The organism is Vibrio splendidus (assembly GCF_002873455.1).
GTDB classification, from domain to species: Bacteria; Pseudomonadota; Gammaproteobacteria; order Enterobacterales; family Vibrionaceae; genus Vibrio; species Vibrio splendidus_J.
This window is the reverse complement of sequence record NZ_MCUN01000010.1, coordinates 195,163-212,908: the sequence shown is the minus strand read 5'-3', so window position 1 is coordinate 212,908 and position 17,746 is coordinate 195,163. Positions and strand designations below refer to the sequence as shown.

11 protein-coding genes are annotated in these 17,746 nt (G+C 44.7%); 10 read left to right on the top strand and 1 reads right to left on the bottom strand.

The annotated features are described in order from the left end of the window. Nucleotides 1-217: 217 nt before the first annotated feature. The 9 genes from BCU75_RS09995 (at nt 218) to BCU75_RS09950 (ending at nt 13,505) form a co-directional block, all read left to right on the top strand. Nucleotides 218-1,558, top strand: coding sequence for a carbohydrate porin (locus BCU75_RS09995; protein ID WP_102466945.1), 1,341 nt, complete (start codon nt 218-220; stop codon nt 1,556-1,558). Between the two features lie 215 nt (nt 1,559-1,773). Continuing rightward, the gene (locus tag BCU75_RS09990) at nt 1,774-3,792 is read left to right on the top strand and encodes a methyl-accepting chemotaxis protein (protein WP_102466946.1); all 2,019 of its coding nucleotides are present in this window, start codon (nt 1,774-1,776) and stop codon (nt 3,790-3,792) included. A gap of 448 nt (nt 3,793-4,240) precedes the next feature. Continuing rightward, nucleotides 4,241-5,248 carry a LacI family DNA-binding transcriptional regulator gene (locus BCU75_RS09980; protein ID WP_009846150.1) on the top strand — a complete coding sequence of 336 codons (1,008 nt, stop codon included), beginning with the start codon at nt 4,241-4,243 and terminating at the stop codon, nt 5,246-5,248. Between the two features lie 18 nt (nt 5,249-5,266). Then, nucleotides 5,267-6,514, top strand: a complete 1,248-nt coding sequence (locus tag BCU75_RS09975; RefSeq protein ID WP_102466948.1) for an ABC transporter substrate-binding protein — start codon at nt 5,267-5,269, stop codon at nt 6,512-6,514. Between the two features lie 66 nt (nt 6,515-6,580). Beyond that, nucleotides 6,581-7,567, top strand: a complete 987-nt coding sequence (locus tag BCU75_RS09970; protein WP_076674887.1) for a carbohydrate ABC transporter permease — start codon at nt 6,581-6,583, stop codon at nt 7,565-7,567. A gap of 1 nt (nt 7,568) precedes the next feature. Further along, a complete protein-coding gene (locus tag BCU75_RS09965) occupies nt 7,569-8,462 on the top strand; it encodes a carbohydrate ABC transporter permease (protein WP_076674890.1) in 894 nt (297 codons plus the stop codon). A gap of 17 nt (nt 8,463-8,479) precedes the next feature. After that, complete coding sequence (locus BCU75_RS09960; protein ID WP_102466949.1) at nt 8,480-9,829, top strand: GH1 family beta-glucosidase; 1,350 nt, start codon at nt 8,480-8,482, stop codon at nt 9,827-9,829. Then, entirely contained in the window at nt 9,829-10,920 is a 1,092-nt protein-coding gene (locus tag BCU75_RS09955; RefSeq protein WP_102466950.1) for an ABC transporter ATP-binding protein, read from the top strand. Before BCU75_RS09960 ends, BCU75_RS09955 begins: the two co-directional genes overlap by 1 nt. Before the next feature lie 170 nt (nt 10,921-11,090). After that, a complete protein-coding gene (locus BCU75_RS09950; protein ID WP_102466951.1) occupies nt 11,091-13,505 on the top strand; it encodes a GH36-type glycosyl hydrolase domain-containing protein in 2,415 nt (804 codons plus the stop codon). A 72-nt stretch (nt 13,506-13,577) separates the two neighbouring features. On the opposite strand, the gene BCU75_RS09945 is transcribed toward BCU75_RS09950, so the two are convergent. Next, nucleotides 13,578-14,525: an aldose 1-epimerase gene (locus tag BCU75_RS09945; RefSeq protein ID WP_102473733.1), complete on the bottom strand. Its 948-nt coding sequence runs from the start codon at nt 14,523-14,525 to the stop codon at nt 13,578-13,580. Between the two features lie 64 nt (nt 14,526-14,589). Here BCU75_RS09945 and BCU75_RS09940 point away from each other — a divergent pair, with 64 nt between their 5' ends. Then, nucleotides 14,590-17,688, top strand: coding sequence for a GH116 family glycosyl hydrolase (locus BCU75_RS09940; protein ID WP_102473732.1), 3,099 nt, complete (start codon nt 14,590-14,592; stop codon nt 17,686-17,688). The last annotated feature ends 58 nt before the right edge of the window (nt 17,689-17,746 follow it).

Here is a 17,746-nt window from a genome sequence, read left to right as displayed (position 1 = left end):
AATACTGATGAAATGAAAGCGATTTCAAGCTGATATGTTACGCATTTTCGAGTGCAACTTGTTGTTCTAAAGGCAGTATTTTTCTGCACGAATTCTCTAAAAGTTTCATGGCATTTAGGCTGATTTATCAGTGTGAACAGCGACCAACTTTTCAACTCTTTCATTGCTTAATATTTCCCTGTTCGATGAAAACTCAAAAAAATAATAGGGAAATAAAATGCAAAAATTTAAGCTTTTGCCAATAACAGTCGCAGTGGCGGCGTCGCTTGCTTCACTCTCTTCTTTTGCTGCTGATACTAATATCGAAGCACTAGAAAAACGAATTCAAGAGTTAGAATCTAAGGTTGTTGATATTGATTATATTAACGATCAACAACCCGCAGTTTTAACTGCAGAAACTAAGGTGCCAGATGGCATCGTCTTCTCTGGTTATGCTCGTTACGGCGCTCACTACAAGAGCGGTGATGAGCGTTACGTAGACATCGGTACAACAGGTCGTTCTGTCGGTCGTTTGGGTAACGAAGCCAATGGTGGTGAGGTTCAGCTAGCTAAGTTATTCGAAGCTGACAATGGTGCTATTTGGGATATCGTATTCATGGCTGACCACTGGGAAGCAGACGCTTGGGCTGACGACGGCGGCCTAAGTATGAAAAAAATGTACGCAGGTGTAACCAACGTATTTGAAAGCCAACCAGAACTTTATATGTGGGCTGGTCGTGACTTCCATCAACGTCCGCAACAAGGTTTGAACGATTACTTCTGGATGACACACGATGGTCAAGGCGCTGGCTTTAACAACCTAGATTTCGGCGGCGCTAAGCTAGATATGGGCTTTGTTGGCCAAGTGAAAGGCGGCCTCGTAAATGATAATGGTCGATACGCCGTGACTGCTAAACTACACAGTATTGATGCTGGCATTGGTAACCTAGATTTCTACGCGAACTATGGTTTTGCATCTAGCGAAGCGGATACGTCAACGACAACTGAATACGTATACGATCCAGTGACAGACACGATGAAGCCAGTGGTAACTCAGGGGCAGAAAGTCAGCGATGAAACGGCATACCTAGTAGGTGCAACATTAGGCTTGGGCGACTCTAACAAGTTGGTTGTTAAATACGGTGACGGTGCGGATTCATCAGTATACGACCTTAAAGGTGACTACCAGACTTTGTATGCAAGTGTTGAGGGTAGCTACGCGGCATCTGAACAGTTCATCATCGATTACCTAGTGTCTTACAAAGACAATTCTGGCTCAGACTTAGATCGTGAGAATACTGAATACGCAGGTATCGTCCGTCCACAGTACCAATGGGATGATGTGCACTCTACATGGTTAGAAGCGGGCTACGGTATGGTTGATTACGATGATGACGGTGAAGAGAACGCATGGAAAGTCACTCTGTCTCAAAACGTATCTCTAGGTGGCTTACCTTGGAGTCGTCCAATGCTTCGCTTCTACACAACCGTGGGTGATGTAGAAACGAAAGGCAACACAGTGAAGACAACCAATGTTGATACATTGTCGTTCGGTGCAATGTTTGAAGCTTGGTGGTAATCACAAGCTAGAAAGATCAACTCTTTGAATTAGGCATATTTTCAAAGAGTCATACTTTCAAATCTTATGCTTTCGAATATCCATGCTTTTTAAGAGCACGTAAATACTGTCCGTTTTAGCCCTAAAGGCAGATTGATTAGGGCACGTTTCAATTAACTCCATTCTTGGGCACATTTTTTGTGCCCTTTTTTTCGCCACTAGATCAAGGAATAACGATGAGGCTTTCTTCCATAGTGTCTCGAGTTTATTTAGGTTTCTTCACGCTGATAGTCATCATGCTTGGTAGCGCATTGTTGAGTATTAGCAGCAACAAGAACATAACCTCACACATCGAAACCATCACTCAACAAGCAACTCCTTTAATGCTTCAATCCTCTGCGCTGACGATTCGATTCTTGGATATTAATCGCAGCACCACTCCCTATTTATCCGCCAATTACATTGATGAACTTGAACCACTGAAACAAACCGTCTTGAATAAAATCGAGCTGTATCAGACGCAATTGAGCTGGTTTGAAGGTAAAGGCGCAGCAGGCTCACAAATGGAAGCCATGCTTAACAATATCGCTCAAACAGGCGTGTCGACTATCGATAAGATAGATCTGGTATTAGAACTTTACGTTGAGTATCTGGATAGCAAAGACCTCGGTTCGATGGAGCAGACACAATTTCAATCGGTAGTGAATCAACTTAACAATACTTTGGTTAATCAATTGGCGAGCGCAAGCTCAGATGTAACGCAAAAAGCGGTAGAAGCATTACTGGTTCAGTTGGGCTTGATTGCGGCAGAAGCGAATGAGGCTTTCTCTCTGCAAACCTCATCGGAGGTTCGTGGTGTTGAGCGTCGCCTACAAAGTCGTAAAGAGCGACTCGAACAAGCTGTATCAGAACTGGATAATCTGGACTCGTCTTTGCTACGCCGGAGTAAGCAGTCTTTGTCATTGCTCACGTCCCATGCCTTTTCAGCGCAAGGCTCAGTGTCTACACACATGGAAACCGTTAAGTTGCATGAATCAATAACTGAACAAAAAGTGGAGATAGAACAGCTAATTGATGTCCAGTTAGCTCATTTCGACGAGCTTTCTATGTACGCCGAAAACACCGCGACAGGTTTGTATCAAGAGTCGATGGAGTCTTCTGAACAAGCACTTTTGATGCAGGTCATCATCTCAGCGTCATCGGTTTTCATTGCCATGTTGATCGGGTTGAACATTGCTAAAGGGATCCGCAAGCCAAGTAAATTAGTGCAAAGTGCGTTAGACCAAGTAGCGAACAAAGACCTGAGTTCTAAGGTTGAGTATCAAGCTAATAATGAATTTGGTTCAGTGAGTGACAAAGTTAATTTGGTGATCAGCCATCTAGCTCAAATGATTGAGAACATGCGTCAGTCGTCGATGCACTTACAGCAAGCTTCTTTGGAGAACCAGAGCACGAGTAGTTCACTGCGTGAAGCGATGCAAGACCAAACCAATCAAACTGTTATGGTGGCAACAGCGATGGAGCAGATTGAGTGCTCAGTGACGGAAATCACTCAAGCGGCTAACCAAACTTTAACACTAGTGACTGAAGCGGTATCCAGTTCAAGTGATGGTCAAAAGACCATGGATAAAAGCGTCGAGATGATGAGCGGTTTAGAAAGTCAACTGGCTGAATCGACAGTGACCATTGCTCAGCTTGAAAAAGAGAGTGCTAGTATTGGCTCGATTCTCGATGTGATATCGGGCATCTCAGAACAAACCAATCTATTGGCACTTAACGCGGCTATTGAAGCGGCACGAGCAGGGGAGCAAGGAAGAGGTTTTTCTGTGGTTGCTGATGAAGTTCGAGTATTGGCAGCGAAAACCAATGCATCAACTCAAGAGATCCACAATAAAATTGAACAACTGCAAACCAGCTCTAAGTTGGCGGTTGAGCAAATTAACCAATGTGTGGAGGGGATGATTCAATGCGTAGAACAGACTGGAGAGGTTAATCACTCAATCTCCACTGTGTTTGATCTTCTCAATGAAGTTGAACAAAGAAGCCATCAGATCGCTACCGCGACCACCGAACATCAGGTTGTGGCCTCTCAAGTCACTCAAAATATCAGCCAGATACACATGTTGGCAGAAGAGAACTCCAAGCGTTCTCAACTGCTTTTTTCACATGGTCAACAGCTTGAAGTGATGTCCCAAGAGCAGTTTTCGTTAACGCAGGAATTTAAGTTAGCGAAGCATCCACATGTCAGGGGTTAAACACAGCATCGAGTTTGTCGATAATTTCACGCCCAGCCTTGCGCTGGGCTTTTTTGTCTCTGGGTGCGTGAATTAAAGAAGCAGTGAAATGTTCTCATACAATTTCGGGTTATCCTTGAAATAATAAGGTCAATTTCCTCGCGTATTTTGTCTCTGTGTATATTGCCGTCAGCTGCGGATTTATCATGAAATGACGCTTTCAAAAAATGGATTTTGACGTACTTGTTTGATCTGATGAGTAAGTAATCGAACGTCATACTGATAATGTAAACAATAATCCCATGAAACAGTTTCATGACGTGAAGGGAATCTGTAAGCGCTTTCATGATTTCCACAACTGGCCTTTTTACCTCCAACTTTAGTGTGATGCCACTCACTTCAACCAAGACGCCTTTCTTTAATAATCGTTTTGAAAGCGGTTACAAGCTAATGAAGTATCGAGGTTCGAGTGGCGACAATTAAACACGTATCGGAACATGCAGGTGTGTCTCAGGCGACAGTGTCTAGAGTCATTAATGGCACCAGTAGAGTCAGTCATGACAAGAAGCTAAAGGTAGAAAAAGCGATCAAAGAGTTAGGCTATCGTCCTAATTCTATCGCTCAAGCCTTGGCGTCAAGTCGTACAGGTAGTGTTGGTGTTGTTGTTCCAGAACTTGGCGGTTCGTTTTATTCAGGCATCTTGCATTGCATAGAAGAGAACCTACGCCGCTTTGGTTACCACGCTGTTGTCACGGCGGGTTCTAACACAGAGCAAGGGCAGCGCGAGTCTGTAGAGTTTTTATTGGGGCGTCGAGTTGATGCTTTGATTCTTCATACTCAACTGCTGAGTGATGACTATTTAATTGAATTGGAAGAACAGGGGACCCCTGTGGTTTTGATTAACCGCTTCATCCCCGAAATGGCGATGAGTTGCATAGATATTGATAACGAAGTCGGGGGGCTACTCGCTACTCAATATCTTTTGCAAAAGGGACATACAGATATCGCGTGTATTACCGGGCCTTTAGATAAAGCAGATGCTAGGGGGCGTTTGCAGGGGTATCGAAAGGCCTTGGAAGAAGCGGGTGTGCCATACGATGAAGCTTTAGTCTCGGAAGCGGGCTTTACTGAAGAGACTGGCATAAGTGCTATGAAGAAGCTGATTAATCGTAAGTGTCATTTCACAGCAGTATTTGCTTCCAATGATCACATGGCATTTGGCGCCTTCGAGGTGTTGCATCAAGAGGGGCTGTCTGTTCCGAAAGATGTATCACTAGTGGGCTTCGATAACACCATCTTCGCGCGCTATCTGACACCTAGTTTGACCACCATTAATTTCCCTATCGAAGAGATGAGCGTTGAAGCAGTACAGCTCACTCTACAGAAGCTAAAAAAAATCAAACATGACGTGAACTTTAAATTGCTGCCGACGTTGGTCACTAGAAACTCGGTATCGGATTTACCAGTTACCCTATAAAAATATTAAGGATAGAACATGAAATTTAAGACCTTAGCGCTTTCATGCGCGGTTGCTTTAGGATTAGGTACAACGGCTGTTAATGCGGCTGACAAAGAAATTCGTTTCGATGGTTTCCCTGATTTCGATAGCAGCCTGAAGGTGTTACTGCCTGATTTCGAAAAGGAAACAGGGATTAAAGTTGATTACCTTATGAACAACCACGGTGACCACCACACCAAATTAACGACTAACCTAGCAACGGGCTCTGGTGCAGGTGATGTGATCGTTGTAGATGTAGAAAAAATCGGTCCATTCGTGGGTTCTGGTGGCTTAGTTAACTTGTCTGAAAACTACGGCGCAGATAAGTACGAAGAACGATTCGCACCTTACGCATGGGCACAAGGCAAAGGCGCTGATGGCAACATGTACGGTATTCCTGTGGATCTAGGTCCTGGTGTTATGTACTACCGCACAGATGTATTCGAAAAAGCAGGTATTGATGTAGAAGAAGCAATCAAAGATTGGGATTCATACATTGCTGCTGGTGAAAAACTGAAAGAGCAAAACGTACAACTTATCGCTTCAGCAGCAGACGTTGCACAAGCGATTATCTTTACGACTGTTCCTGAAGGTGAAGGCCTTTACTTCGATAAAGATGGCAACCCAGTTGTGACGTCAGAACGTTTCGTTCACGCTTTTGAAGTAGCGAAAGAGATTCGTGACAAAGGCTTAGATGGTCAAATTCTGGCTTGGTCTAACGAGTGGTACGAAGGTTTCCGTAACGGCACTTTAGCAACTCAACTATCTGGCGCATGGCTGTTAGGTCACCTTCAAAACTGGATGGCTCCAGATACAGCGGGTAAATGGGCAGTATCTAACCTTCCAGATGGCATCTACGGAAGCTGGGGTGGTTCATTCCTTTCTATTCCAACTCAATCAGACAACCCAGATGAAGCGTGGGCTCTTATCGAATATATGACAACTGATCGTGATGTTCAATTGGGTGCCTTTGAAACTATCGCGGCCTTCCCTTCTAACGTAACCACGTATGACGATGAGTTATTCCAAGAAGAGATGGAGTTCTTAGGCGGACAAAAAGCACGCCTTCTGTTTGCTGAAGTTGCGCAAAACATCAAACCAGTATCTCCAGCACAAGGCGACCACGTTGCACGTTCTATTATCTTAGAGAACGCATTGATGGAAGTACTTGATGAGGGTAAAGACATCAAGACTGCGCTAAAAGAGGCAGAGCGTCTAATCAAGCGTCGCACGCGTAATCTTTAATTTGTTTTTACTTTAAGTAAGTGAGGAAGCGTGGATAACGCGCTTCCTTTTTAAGAGGTCGTTACTATGAATCATACAGCGAGCACAACGATAGAACCTTCGGAGCAAAGCTTTTTTTCTCGTCTAAATTTGAAAGCGCTTTCACCGTATGGATTTCTTCTGCCGTTTCTGATCATTTTTTCTGTATTTGGGATCTTCCCGCTGTTGTTCTCTGTTTACCTGTCGTTCCACGAGTGGAATCCGGTAAGAGGCATGGATGCGATGGAGTTCGTTGGTTTTGAGAACTATTACATTGCATTGACTGACCCATGGTTATGGCGTTCGTTGAAGAACACATTGTGGCTAGCGGTTACATCAGGCGTGGCTCAGCACTTGGTTGCTATTCCAGTGGCTTACATGTTGGTTTCAATGGGTGACCGTATGCGTCACTGGTTAACATCAGCGTATTTTCTACCGTTCATTACATCAACGGTCGCAGCGTCACTGATTTTCTTCAATATGTACTCTCCTAACTCAGGAATTATTAACCAAACGTTGATGGCATTGGCTGATAGTACCTTGTTTGGCTGGGCATTCGCTTGGGTTAACGATTATCAACCAATCCGATGGTTAGAGGATGCCACTATGGTGAAGCCGTCTATCGCGATCATGGTTTTCTGGAAATACACCGGTTTTAACATCGTTCTTTACACCACAGGTTTAATGACGATTCCTAAAGACATTTTGGAAGCGGCTCGTATGGATGGTGCCAATGCCTTCCGCCGCTTCTGGAATATCTCATTACCCATGATTCGCCCGTTTATCTTCTTTGCTATCACGATGACCATCATCGGTAACCTGCAAATGTTTGAAGAACCGTTCGTCTTAACGCGTGGTACGGGTGGTACAGGTCAATCTGGTTTAACCATTTCGATGTACCTTTACAAAGTGGGTTGGGAATGGCTAGAAATGGGCACAGCATCGGCTATCTCGTGGTTACTGTTTGCACTTATCGCGACTTGTACATTGGTTCAATTTTTACTCTTCGGTAAGAAAGGCTTAGGGGAACATTAATATGTCGACATCAATTAAGACAAATACCTCACCACTAAGTGGCTTGATACCAAGCGAACGTGCCATGTTCATCATGACAAAAATCTTGATGGTTATGCTAGGCATCTTACTGGTTGTTTCAGCGATTATTACGGTATTCCCGTTCGTGTGGTCAGCACTACTATCAACTCGTGACCGCTCTGAAATTTTCGGCACGGGCATTAGCTTTGCGATTGGCGATAGCTTAGCAATCAACTATGCAAAACTGCTTGAAATCATGCCGTTTTGGAAAGCGATGTTTAACTCGATTTACGTGGCTTTCTTGGGGACCACCATATCGCTGCTGTTTTGTAGCATGGGTGGTTACGCATTTGCTGTGTTTAAGTTCCGCGGTAAGAACGTGTTGTTCGGTATGTTGGTTGGCTCAATGGCAATTCCGCCTGTGCTGAGCTTAATCCCTTACTTCATGATCGTGAAATTCTTAGGCTTGCTAGATAACCATATGGCGGTATGGCTACCATTCACCACCACGCCATTTGGTATCTTTTTGATGCGCCAGCACGTGATTGCATCGATTCCAAAAGAGCTGCTTGAAGCGGCGAAATTGGATGGTGCAGGTGAGTTCAGAACGTACTGGAGCGTGGTACTGCCACTGATGAAGCCTGCATTGGCAACACTGGCTATCGTTCAATTCGTTTTCTTCTGGAACATGTTCATGCAGCCTCTAGTTGTGCTTAACAACCCAGATAATTACGTGATTACACAGGCGCTACGAAGCGTTCAAGGCATTCCGAATACGCCATGGGGCGCGGTAATGCTAGGTACCACAATTTCAATTTTGCCACTCGTGATTACTTACCTGTTCGCATCGAAACAGATGATCAGTGGTTTAACGTCCGGCGCAGTCAAAGGTTAGGTTTAAGGGTTATAACAATGAATAAATATCAACTTCCAAGTGATTCAAAGTTACGCAGTAAGGAATTTGTATTCGGTGTCGCGACATCTTCATACCAAATTGAAGGCGGCGTTGAAGAGGGTGGTCGTACACCGTCTATCTGGGACACTTTCTGTAAGACGCCTGGCAAGGTCGATAATAACGATAATGGCGACGTGGCGTGTGATCATTACCACTTGTGGCAACAAGATATCGAGATGATTCAAGGTTTAGGCGTTGATGCTTACCGTCTCTCTATTGCATGGCCACGCATCCTGCCGCAAGACGGTGTCGTGAATCAGCAAGGCCTAGAGTTTTACGGTCAGATCATCGACGAGTGTCATGCTCGTGGCATGAAGGTTTACGTAACGCTATATCACTGGGATCTACCGCAATACCTTGAAGACAAAGGTGGCTGGCTAAACCGCGAAACGTCTTACAAATTTGCAGAATACGCAGAAGTGGTGAGCAAATACTTTGGTGACAACATTGATGTATACACCACGCTCAACGAACCGTTTGTCTCTGCATTCCTAGGTTACCGTTGGGGTGAGCATGCGCCAGGAATCAAGGGTGAAAAAGAGGGCTACTTAGCCTCTCACCACCTAATGTTGGCACACGGCTTGGCGATGCCGATTCTTCGTAACAATGCGCCTCATGCTAAGCATGGTGTGGTATTCAACGCGACTCCGGCTTATCCGTTCACGCCACAAGATGAAGCGGCAGCAGACTACTGTGAAGCCGAGAATTACCACTGGTTCATTGACCCAGTATTAAAAGGTGAGTACCCACAGCTTGTGGTTGAACGCCAAGCGATGAACATGCCGATGATCCTTGACGGTGACTTAGACATCATCAGCGCACCAGTCGATTACATCGGCATCAACTACTACACACGCAATGTCGCTCGCTTTAATGAGAACGGCGATATTGAATCGGTCAAACAAACCGATGCTGAACACACCTATATTGGTTGGGAGATCAACCCACAAGGTTTAACCGATTTATTGGTAAGACTGGATGCTCGCTACGAAAATATGCCGCCAATCTACATCACAGAGAACGGTGCTGCAGGCAACGACGAGTGTGTTAACGGACAAGTGATGGATGAGCAACGAGTTCGTTATTTCCAAGGTCATATCGAAGCGGTGCATAACGCAGTAGAAGCCGGCGTAAAAGTCGATGGCTACTTCGCGTGGAGCCTGATGGACAACTTTGAGTGGGCATTCGGCTACTGCCAACGCTTTGGCATTGTCCACGTTGATTACCAAACCCAAAAAAGAACACTAAAACAGAGTGCTATCGCGTACCAAAATATGCTTCTAGAGCGCGCTGAGGAGAACAAGTAATGGCTAAAGTTGAATTTAAGAACATCAAAAAATCATTTGGCGACGTTGAAGTTGTAAAAGAGTTTGATTTTACGGTTGAAGACGGTGAGTTCGTTGTTTTCCTTGGCCCATCTGGCTGTGGTAAATCGACAACGCTACGTATGCTTGCTGGTCTTGAAAGCATCAGCTCTGGTGACATTGTAGTTGGCGGCAAGCTGATGAATAAGGTCGACGCGAAAGACCGTGACTTAGCGATGGTATTCCAAAGCTACGCACTGTACCCGCACATGACCGTGTACGAGAACATCGCGTTTGCGCTAAAACTGAAAGGCATGCCGAAAGCTGAAATCGACGCAGAAGTGCTAAAAGCGGCGAAAATGCTTGAGCTTGACCCACTACTGAACCGTAAGCCGAAAGAGCTTTCTGGTGGGCAACGTCAGCGTGTGGCAATGGGTCGTGCAATGGTTCGTACGCCCAAGGTCTTCTTGTTTGATGAGCCGCTATCGAACCTTGATGCAAAACTTCGTGGCGTGATGCGTGAAGAGATCAAACACCTACACCGTGAACTTAAAACCACCACGATCTACGTAACCCACGATCAGATCGAAGCGATGACACTGGCGGATCGCATCGTGATCCTGAAAGACGGTTATGTGGCTCAAGTCGGAACACCAACCGAAGTGTTCCAACGCCCAGCCAATAAGTTTGTTGCACAATTTATTGGTAACCCGTCAATGAACATGTTGGAAGCGAAGCTGACTGAGGCAGAAGGCGAATATTTCGTAGAGCTTGGCGATGTGAAAATCCCACTTCCTGAGCGATTCAAATCTTTAGCGTCGAAAAACCTAGCGCTGCATTTCGGTGTTCGTCCAACAGACATTCATCTACGTGCCGAGCAAGTGGACCACGACCGCGTGTTGCCATTCCCTGTGAAAATCAAAGACAAGGAACTCCTAGGTGCAAGCATCCTTCTGAAAACAGAAATTGGTGGTCAGCCGCTAATGGTTGAAACCCAAGCTGCTGAAGTGGACGTGAAAGAGCTGACGCTTTACTTGGATTTGGATGCTTTCCATCTGTTTGATGCACTGAGCGAAAAATCGCTAGCAAGCTGATTTACAAGAACTAGTTATTTTGCAAGAACCCGTTTATTTAAGAAAGCGAGTTCGATAAGCCTAACTCAAAAGGCGGATTCAAACGGTTCAGTCAGACAGTGAGCTGATACCAACCAACTTACGACAAATTGTTTTGGCTCCTCCTGATTTGGGAGGGGCTAGGGATAGTGATGATGAAATTCGGATATTTTGACGATAAAAACAAAGAATACGTAGCAACCACACCGTGTACACCGATCAAATGGTGTAACTATGTGGGCACATTAGATTTCGGCGGTATTGTGGATAGCAACGGCGGCGTGTTGTTGTGTAAGGGCGATCCGGCACTCAACCGCATCACCAAGTACATTGCTCAACTGCCAAATTCAGATTTTAAAGGCTCGACCATGTACCTCAAGGTACGTGATGAAGCGGGTAATGTAGAAATATTCTCACCTTTCTACACGCCAACCTTGAAGCCGTTGGATAAGTTTGAAAACCACACGGGTTTGTCTTACACAACCATCATTGCAGAAGCATTTGGTGTACGTTGTGAAGCGACCTTCTTCGTACCAAAAGCTGACCAAGTACTGCTACAAGACATCAAAGTCACCAACATTTCAGACAAAGCGCTGCACGTTGATGTGGTGCCTGTGTACGAATTCACACACTTCGATGCGCTTAAACAGCTACTCAATGCGGACTGGGTTCCACAAACCATGACGCTTAAAGCGCACCAGCAAGAGTCGGGTCATACCGTGCTTGAGCAGTATGCCTTTATGAAGCGCGATTATGCAGTGAACTTGATGACTGCAGATCGCCCTGCAACCTCGTTTGATGGTGATCGCCAGTCGTTTTTAGGTAATTTAGGCTACGGTACATGGGCAGCGCCAGAAGCGCTAAACAATGATGAATTGGGTAATACTGAGTGTTTGCGTGGCGACAACATTGGCGCACTGAACCTGCGCCTAGGTTGGTTATCTCCAGAGCAGACAGAGCGTACTGTTGTACAAATCGCACAAGACGAAAGCGTAGAAGCTGCACTGCCTTTGCTAGCTAAGTACCGCGACCATCAAGTGGTCGATTCTGCTTTCGCTGAACTGGCTGAACATTGGGATGGTTACCTACAAGCGGTTCAAGTTGAAACGCCAGACCCTGCAATGAACTCAATGCTTAACGTACATAACCCACGTCAGTGTCACACAACCAAAAACTGGTCTCGTTACTTGTCTCTGTACCAGCTTGGCTATGGCGCGCGTGGCATCGGTTTCCGTGATTCTTCGCAAGATACATTAGGCGTAATTACTCACATGCCAGAAGAAGCGCGTGAGTTCATTGAGCGTCTGTTGTCTGTTCAGAACACTAACGGTTCTGCGATGCACCAGTTCTTCCCATCAACGATGGAAGCGAACGCGGGTGACTCACGTGAAGAAGAAGATCGCCCTGATTACTATGGTGATGATCACCTATGGATCATCTATGCGGTGACTCAATATGTGAAGGAAACGGGAAATGCAGACTTCTTGAATAAAGAGATCCCGTTCTATCAAAAGGATAAAGACGGCAACGCGCTTGAAACTGGAACGGTTTGGAATCACCTGTGCCGCGCGATTGAATTTACTTACTGCAATACTGGTGAGCACGGCCTACCACTGTTAGGTTTTGCTGACTGGAACGACACAGTGAATCTGCCAACGGGTGCTGAGTCGATGATGGTTGCCAATATGTACGGTAAAGCATTGCTCGATATGTTGGATCTGTGTGAGTTGCGCGGAGAAGCGAAACTGACGGCTAAGTTCAAGGACCAATATCAGCAGATGCAGAGTACGGTCAATGAATGTGGTTGGGATGGTGAATGGTTCGTTCGTTATTTCGATGAGCAAGGTTTGCCAATTGGTTCTCACAAAAACGAGCAAGGTCAGATCTACACCAACGGGCAAAGCTGGCCTGTGATCTCTGGTTTTGCGACTCAAGAACGTGCAACGCAAGCGCTAGATTCGGTTTACAACAAACTGAACACTACCAATGGCATCAAGCTTTCAACACCGGGTTACAACGGCTTTGATCCACAGTTAGGTGGCGTATCAACATACCCGCCAGGTGCGAAAGAGAATGGCGGTATCTTCTTGCATTCAAACCCATGGGTAATGATCGCAGAAGCGAAAATGGGCAACGGCGAACGTGCTTACGAGTACTACCGTCAAATCAATCCAGCGTCTAAGAACGATGACATCGATACCTTCGAATCTGAGCCTTACTGCTACCCACAAAACATTTTGGGTGATGAACATAAGCAGTTTGGTTTAGGGCGCAATGCGTGGCTTTCAGGTACGTCTTCTTGGACGTACGTGGCGGGTACGCAGTGGATTCTGGGTGTTCGCCCTGAAGTGGATGGCTTACTGGTGGACCCATGTATTCCGGCAGAATGGCCTGAATTCAAAGTCCGTCGTCAGTTCCGTGGTGCGACATATCATATTCATGTCACTAACCCGAATAACGTCTGTAAGGGTGTGGCTGAAATGAAGGTCAATGGTGACCTGATTTCAGGTAATAAAGCGCCAGTATTTACATCTGGTGAGCACACCATCGAGGTGATTTTAGGTTAACAAGAGAAGGGCGCTTTATGCGCCCTTTATTGCTTTTTGGTTTCTCTTTAGTGTGGCTTTATTTTGGTTGCATCACTTTGGTAGATAGCTAGCTTGGCATTGCCAAGTAAAAGTTTGAGATTGGTTTGGGCTAAGCGTCAATAAGCCAACCTGGTTATTGAATGCGTCGGCTGGGCAAGTCATTGGTTCTATTGCAATACTTTGCTCGCTAGTCGGTGTGTACAGCTGAACGAATGGGTAGCTTTCATCTTGTTGATAGCGAATAGCGGCAGACGAATCTGAGCGTGTAAACGAAAGTTGATTGGTTGTTTTGGAATCAAATTCAAAGCAATGATTTAAGCTTTGATTGATGAGTGATTCGTCCAAAGACAAACGGTCAAAAGCGTACTTTTCACCATTGGGTAGGTCGTTTTCGTGTATGACCTCAGAGCAAGGCGACATAGCGAGTCCACATTGCGCTAGCTCAGTACCGAGTGAAAAATAAGGGTGCCAAGCATCACCGAATGGGAAGTCTGAATCACCCAGATTAGAGACGGTCGTTGAGGAAGTGAGTCTACCCGTGATATCGACAGTGAAGATCACTTCAAGGTTGAATGCAAACGGGAAAGCTGAATGCAAAGACGATGTTTGATACTGCAACGTCACACTGGCGGATTCTTCAGTGGCTACGCTGTTTGTGATTGAAAAAGGTTGGTTGTAGAGCAGGCCGTGTACGGCGTGATCAGACCAAGGAAAGTTAGCTGGGAGTTGATGGTTTTGGTTATCGAAACTGTAACGACCTAAGTTTAAACGGTTTGGAAAAGGGAATAATTTAGCACTGCGGGAAAAGAACGGATGTTGGTTGATCAGTTCATCATAATTCTGATAACCACAAATAAAAGAGAATGGACTGTTATTTACGGTATATTTATTAATAACAGCACCAAATCCACTGATTATTTGAAGTTCTATACCATGCTGGTGGTTTATTAATGTGACTGAGTCAATATTTCCAAATTTTTCATTTATAATTTTAAACATGTTGATGTCTCCATTTTAAAAAGATATTAACAAGAAGAAAAAAATATTCAATGGCGGTTTTAAAATGAATAATAAAATTCCATATACGAGCTACTCAGGAAATTCAGAGCACTTGTGTAAAAAAGGTGATGCAGTTGAATTTATTCAACCTTGGTACACGCCAATTTCTACAACACCAGAAAATACTGGTATGGCGGTGGGCGGAATTGGTAACACATTTACACTGACACCAAATGGCAACACGCCAAACTTCAGTTTTATTCCGGGAATATTTGTCGATTGTTCAGAGCAAGTTGTTAATTTTAATGATTTTTATGCGTCAGTGATGAATGTGCCGACCATTGATACGCTGCAAGTCATTGATGAGCAAGAGCTGAGCGTTCACCTGAACTTTTATCCTGCCTTGTTTGATGGCAAGAAGATCGAAAGCAAAAACATATCGAATGCGATTAACCTAATTCGAGCAGCATTAAAAAATGGTCGCTTCTACCAAGAAAATAAAACTAACTTTACAAAGTGGAAGGTTGAATTTTCCAATAAGACTCAATTGTTGATTGAAAAAAATTCAGATTCAACAATTTGTCAATTATATGTAGCCTTAGATTTCTTTAATGGTTTATTAATAAATGATACAACGAGATTATTATCACTCACTGCGGTTGATAATAATGATATAGATAGTCTTAATAGCTGTGATATAGATAGTGTTAATGGCAGAGATATAGAATATCAAGCTTTGTATCCATTGGCTGAATATAAATACAATAGCTTCGAAGATATTAATATAAAACGCAAGGTAGTCTCGCCGATCGTTAAAGAGAACAAACGCCTGTGTTCTTTACCGATGCACTGGAATCACTTTGAATTGACTAATAATTCATCGAAAAAACGCGTGATCACACTTGCTCAGCCTCTACAAAACTTGATTGGATCAACCTATCAAAAAGGTCGCGATGGCATTCAGGATTCGGCGTGTACCTTGTCTCAAAATCCAATCGCTCAGAAGCATGAAGTGGTTAACATAAAGGGCGAACGTCGCAGTTTTACGGGTGTTCAACTGACTAGCCAATCGCCTTATCAAAGCGATATTGAAGGCGAAGTGGTGTTTGGTGTTCAAGCAGACAATCTCTTGACGGAATCTGGCAAGGTCTCGATTTCTGTGAAACCAACGCTTTATACCTCTAAGACTGTTCAGCAAACAGAGTTCGCACTGAAAACCGGCCGCACAAATGCCGAATTCCAAACGGGTATTTACACAGGCCGTGAGGCTCTGAGCGGATTGGTTGTGGTTCAGGTTGAATTGGAAGCGGGAGAGTCAGTTGACCTGCGTTTTGCACAGGTGATGGCGCACAGTAAAGTCATGCTTAATGGCTGGCACTCAGATAAGGCTTACACACAATTCTACCCGCAAGCGAAACCGGCTCTGCCGATGTTAGAAGATGTATTACCAGAGCTAGAAGCGATTGAGCAACAGATTGTCGAACAACAAACTGATTTTCTGAAACAAGCGAACACTAAGATCTCTCAGCCTGATTCAGTACTTCGTTACGCAACGATGGCAATGAATTCATTATCTTTCTTAGCGGAATCAACTGTGTGGGACAAAGAGGATAAGTTCCTAGTCAAAGAGTGTGTCGACTACCCATTCTTTAACTCTTTGGATGTGTATTTCTATGGCTCCTTTTCACTGCTTTACTTACTGCCTGAGCTTGATGGCTGTGTGATGAAAGAGTTCTCGAAAGCCATTTTGGCGGAAGACTTTACCGAGCGCCGATACTGGGAATACGAAGCGACGCCTAATGCCGAATTGATTGATGACAAGTACCAAGGTGTGCGTGCCATTCGAGGTGCAGTAATCCACGACTTAGGCAGCCCATTCGACATCCAGCCCGATGCTTATAGCTGGCACAACGTGAAAGAGTGGAAGGACTTAGCGCCCAAATACATTCTGATGGTGCACCGCCATTACCAAAACACCCAAGATATCTCTGTGGTTAAAGCGTGTTGGCAAGCGGTAACTGAAAGCATCGATTTCTTATCGAATTTGATCGCTGAGGGCGATGATTTACCGCTAACCAGAGGCACAGACGATACCTTTGATAACCTTGCGTCTCACGGTATCTCTATTTACTGTGCGAGCCTTTGGGTCGCTGGTCTTCAAGCCGCAAGCGAGCTTGCAAAATTGATGGATGAGAACGAACTAGCCGCGGGTTACTTAACGCGTTCGAAAAAGGCGTTAGTCACGGTTGAGCAAAGCTTGTGGGATGAGAAAGAGGGCTATTACCACTTCTTCGTTACTCCTGTTCAAGCTAAGCATTTAACGGGACAAGGCTACCAAGTATTGGAAACCTTAGGGCTTACGTTGACGGGCGATGCGATTGCCGATAAGAACATTCTGAATGATTATCTTAGCCAAACAGATACTTCAATAGATGTTAGTAAGGTATGTCAAAGAGTCTCTAAGAAACGCTTACTGAGCGAAACAGCTCCTCAAGCTTTTACACAAGAGTATTTAAATTTAGTGCCGGACTCTGACAACAGTTTTGGTGATGCGCTGTTGGCTGATAGCTATCTAAAGCTCATCGGTCTAGAGGGGATTTTCCCAGAAGATAGAATCCAACGTGCGCTAGACTACGTCTATAAGCATAACTTTGAGATCAACAGCCCTACGCTTGGGGTCGCGAATATGACGCTGGCCGATGGTTCGCCGCATCAGGCATTTCAGGCTCAAGATGTGTGGATTGGTGTACAGTTTAGTGTGGCAACCGCGTTGAGTTTGGCAGGTAAAAACCAACAAGCTGAAACATTGATGGATACCGTGTATACCGCGCTCTATGACTATTCGAAAATTCCTTTTGCTGCGCCAGAGGGGTTCAATTGTTCAGTCTCAATTGATGAGAAAGATCTGACAGAGTCTTTTGAATTGTCACAAAATGATGCGAAAAGTTGGCTTATTGCACTTAAATATCAAAAATGTGTGCTATCTGACGGTCGAGTGAGTCCTAGCCTGACTAAAGACAGTGATAAATTTGTTAATATGCTGCAAGGCGAAATATCAACGGAACACGCCACTGTTCTTCATCAATGGTTATTGAGTACGGGATTGAAATATACCGCAGGTCGCTACTTCAGGCCGGGGATGATATTCGCCTACTTGTATTAACTTAATGATACGATTTTCAACGAAAGCAGTGGTATGCAGGTTGAAACTGATGGGGAGC

Excerpts from the sequence above, each read along its gene's own strand:
- BCU75_RS09940 (WP_102473732.1), top strand. The coding sequence starts at position 14,590 with ATGAATAATAAAATTCCATATACGAGCTACTCAGGAAATTCAGAGCAC.
- BCU75_RS09990 (WP_102466946.1), top strand. The coding sequence starts at position 1,774 with ATGAGGCTTTCTTCCATAGTGTCTCGAGTTTATTTAGGTTTCTTCACG.
- BCU75_RS09970 (WP_076674887.1), top strand. The coding sequence starts at position 6,581 with ATGAATCATACAGCGAGCACAACGATAGAACCTTCGGAGCAAAGCTTT.
- BCU75_RS09950 (WP_102466951.1), top strand. The coding sequence starts at position 11,091 with ATGATGAAATTCGGATATTTTGACGATAAAAACAAAGAATACGTAGCA.
- BCU75_RS09995 (WP_102466945.1), top strand. The coding sequence starts at position 218 with ATGCAAAAATTTAAGCTTTTGCCAATAACAGTCGCAGTGGCGGCGTCG.
- BCU75_RS09965 (WP_076674890.1), top strand. The coding sequence starts at position 7,569 with ATGTCGACATCAATTAAGACAAATACCTCACCACTAAGTGGCTTGATA.
- BCU75_RS09975 (WP_102466948.1), top strand. The coding sequence starts at position 5,267 with ATGAAATTTAAGACCTTAGCGCTTTCATGCGCGGTTGCTTTAGGATTA.
- BCU75_RS09955 (WP_102466950.1), top strand. The coding sequence starts at position 9,829 with ATGGCTAAAGTTGAATTTAAGAACATCAAAAAATCATTTGGCGACGTT.
- BCU75_RS09945 (WP_102473733.1), bottom strand. The coding sequence starts at position 14,525 with ATGTTTAAAATTATAAATGAAAAATTTGGAAATATTGACTCAGTCACA.
- BCU75_RS09960 (WP_102466949.1), top strand. The coding sequence starts at position 8,480 with ATGAATAAATATCAACTTCCAAGTGATTCAAAGTTACGCAGTAAGGAA.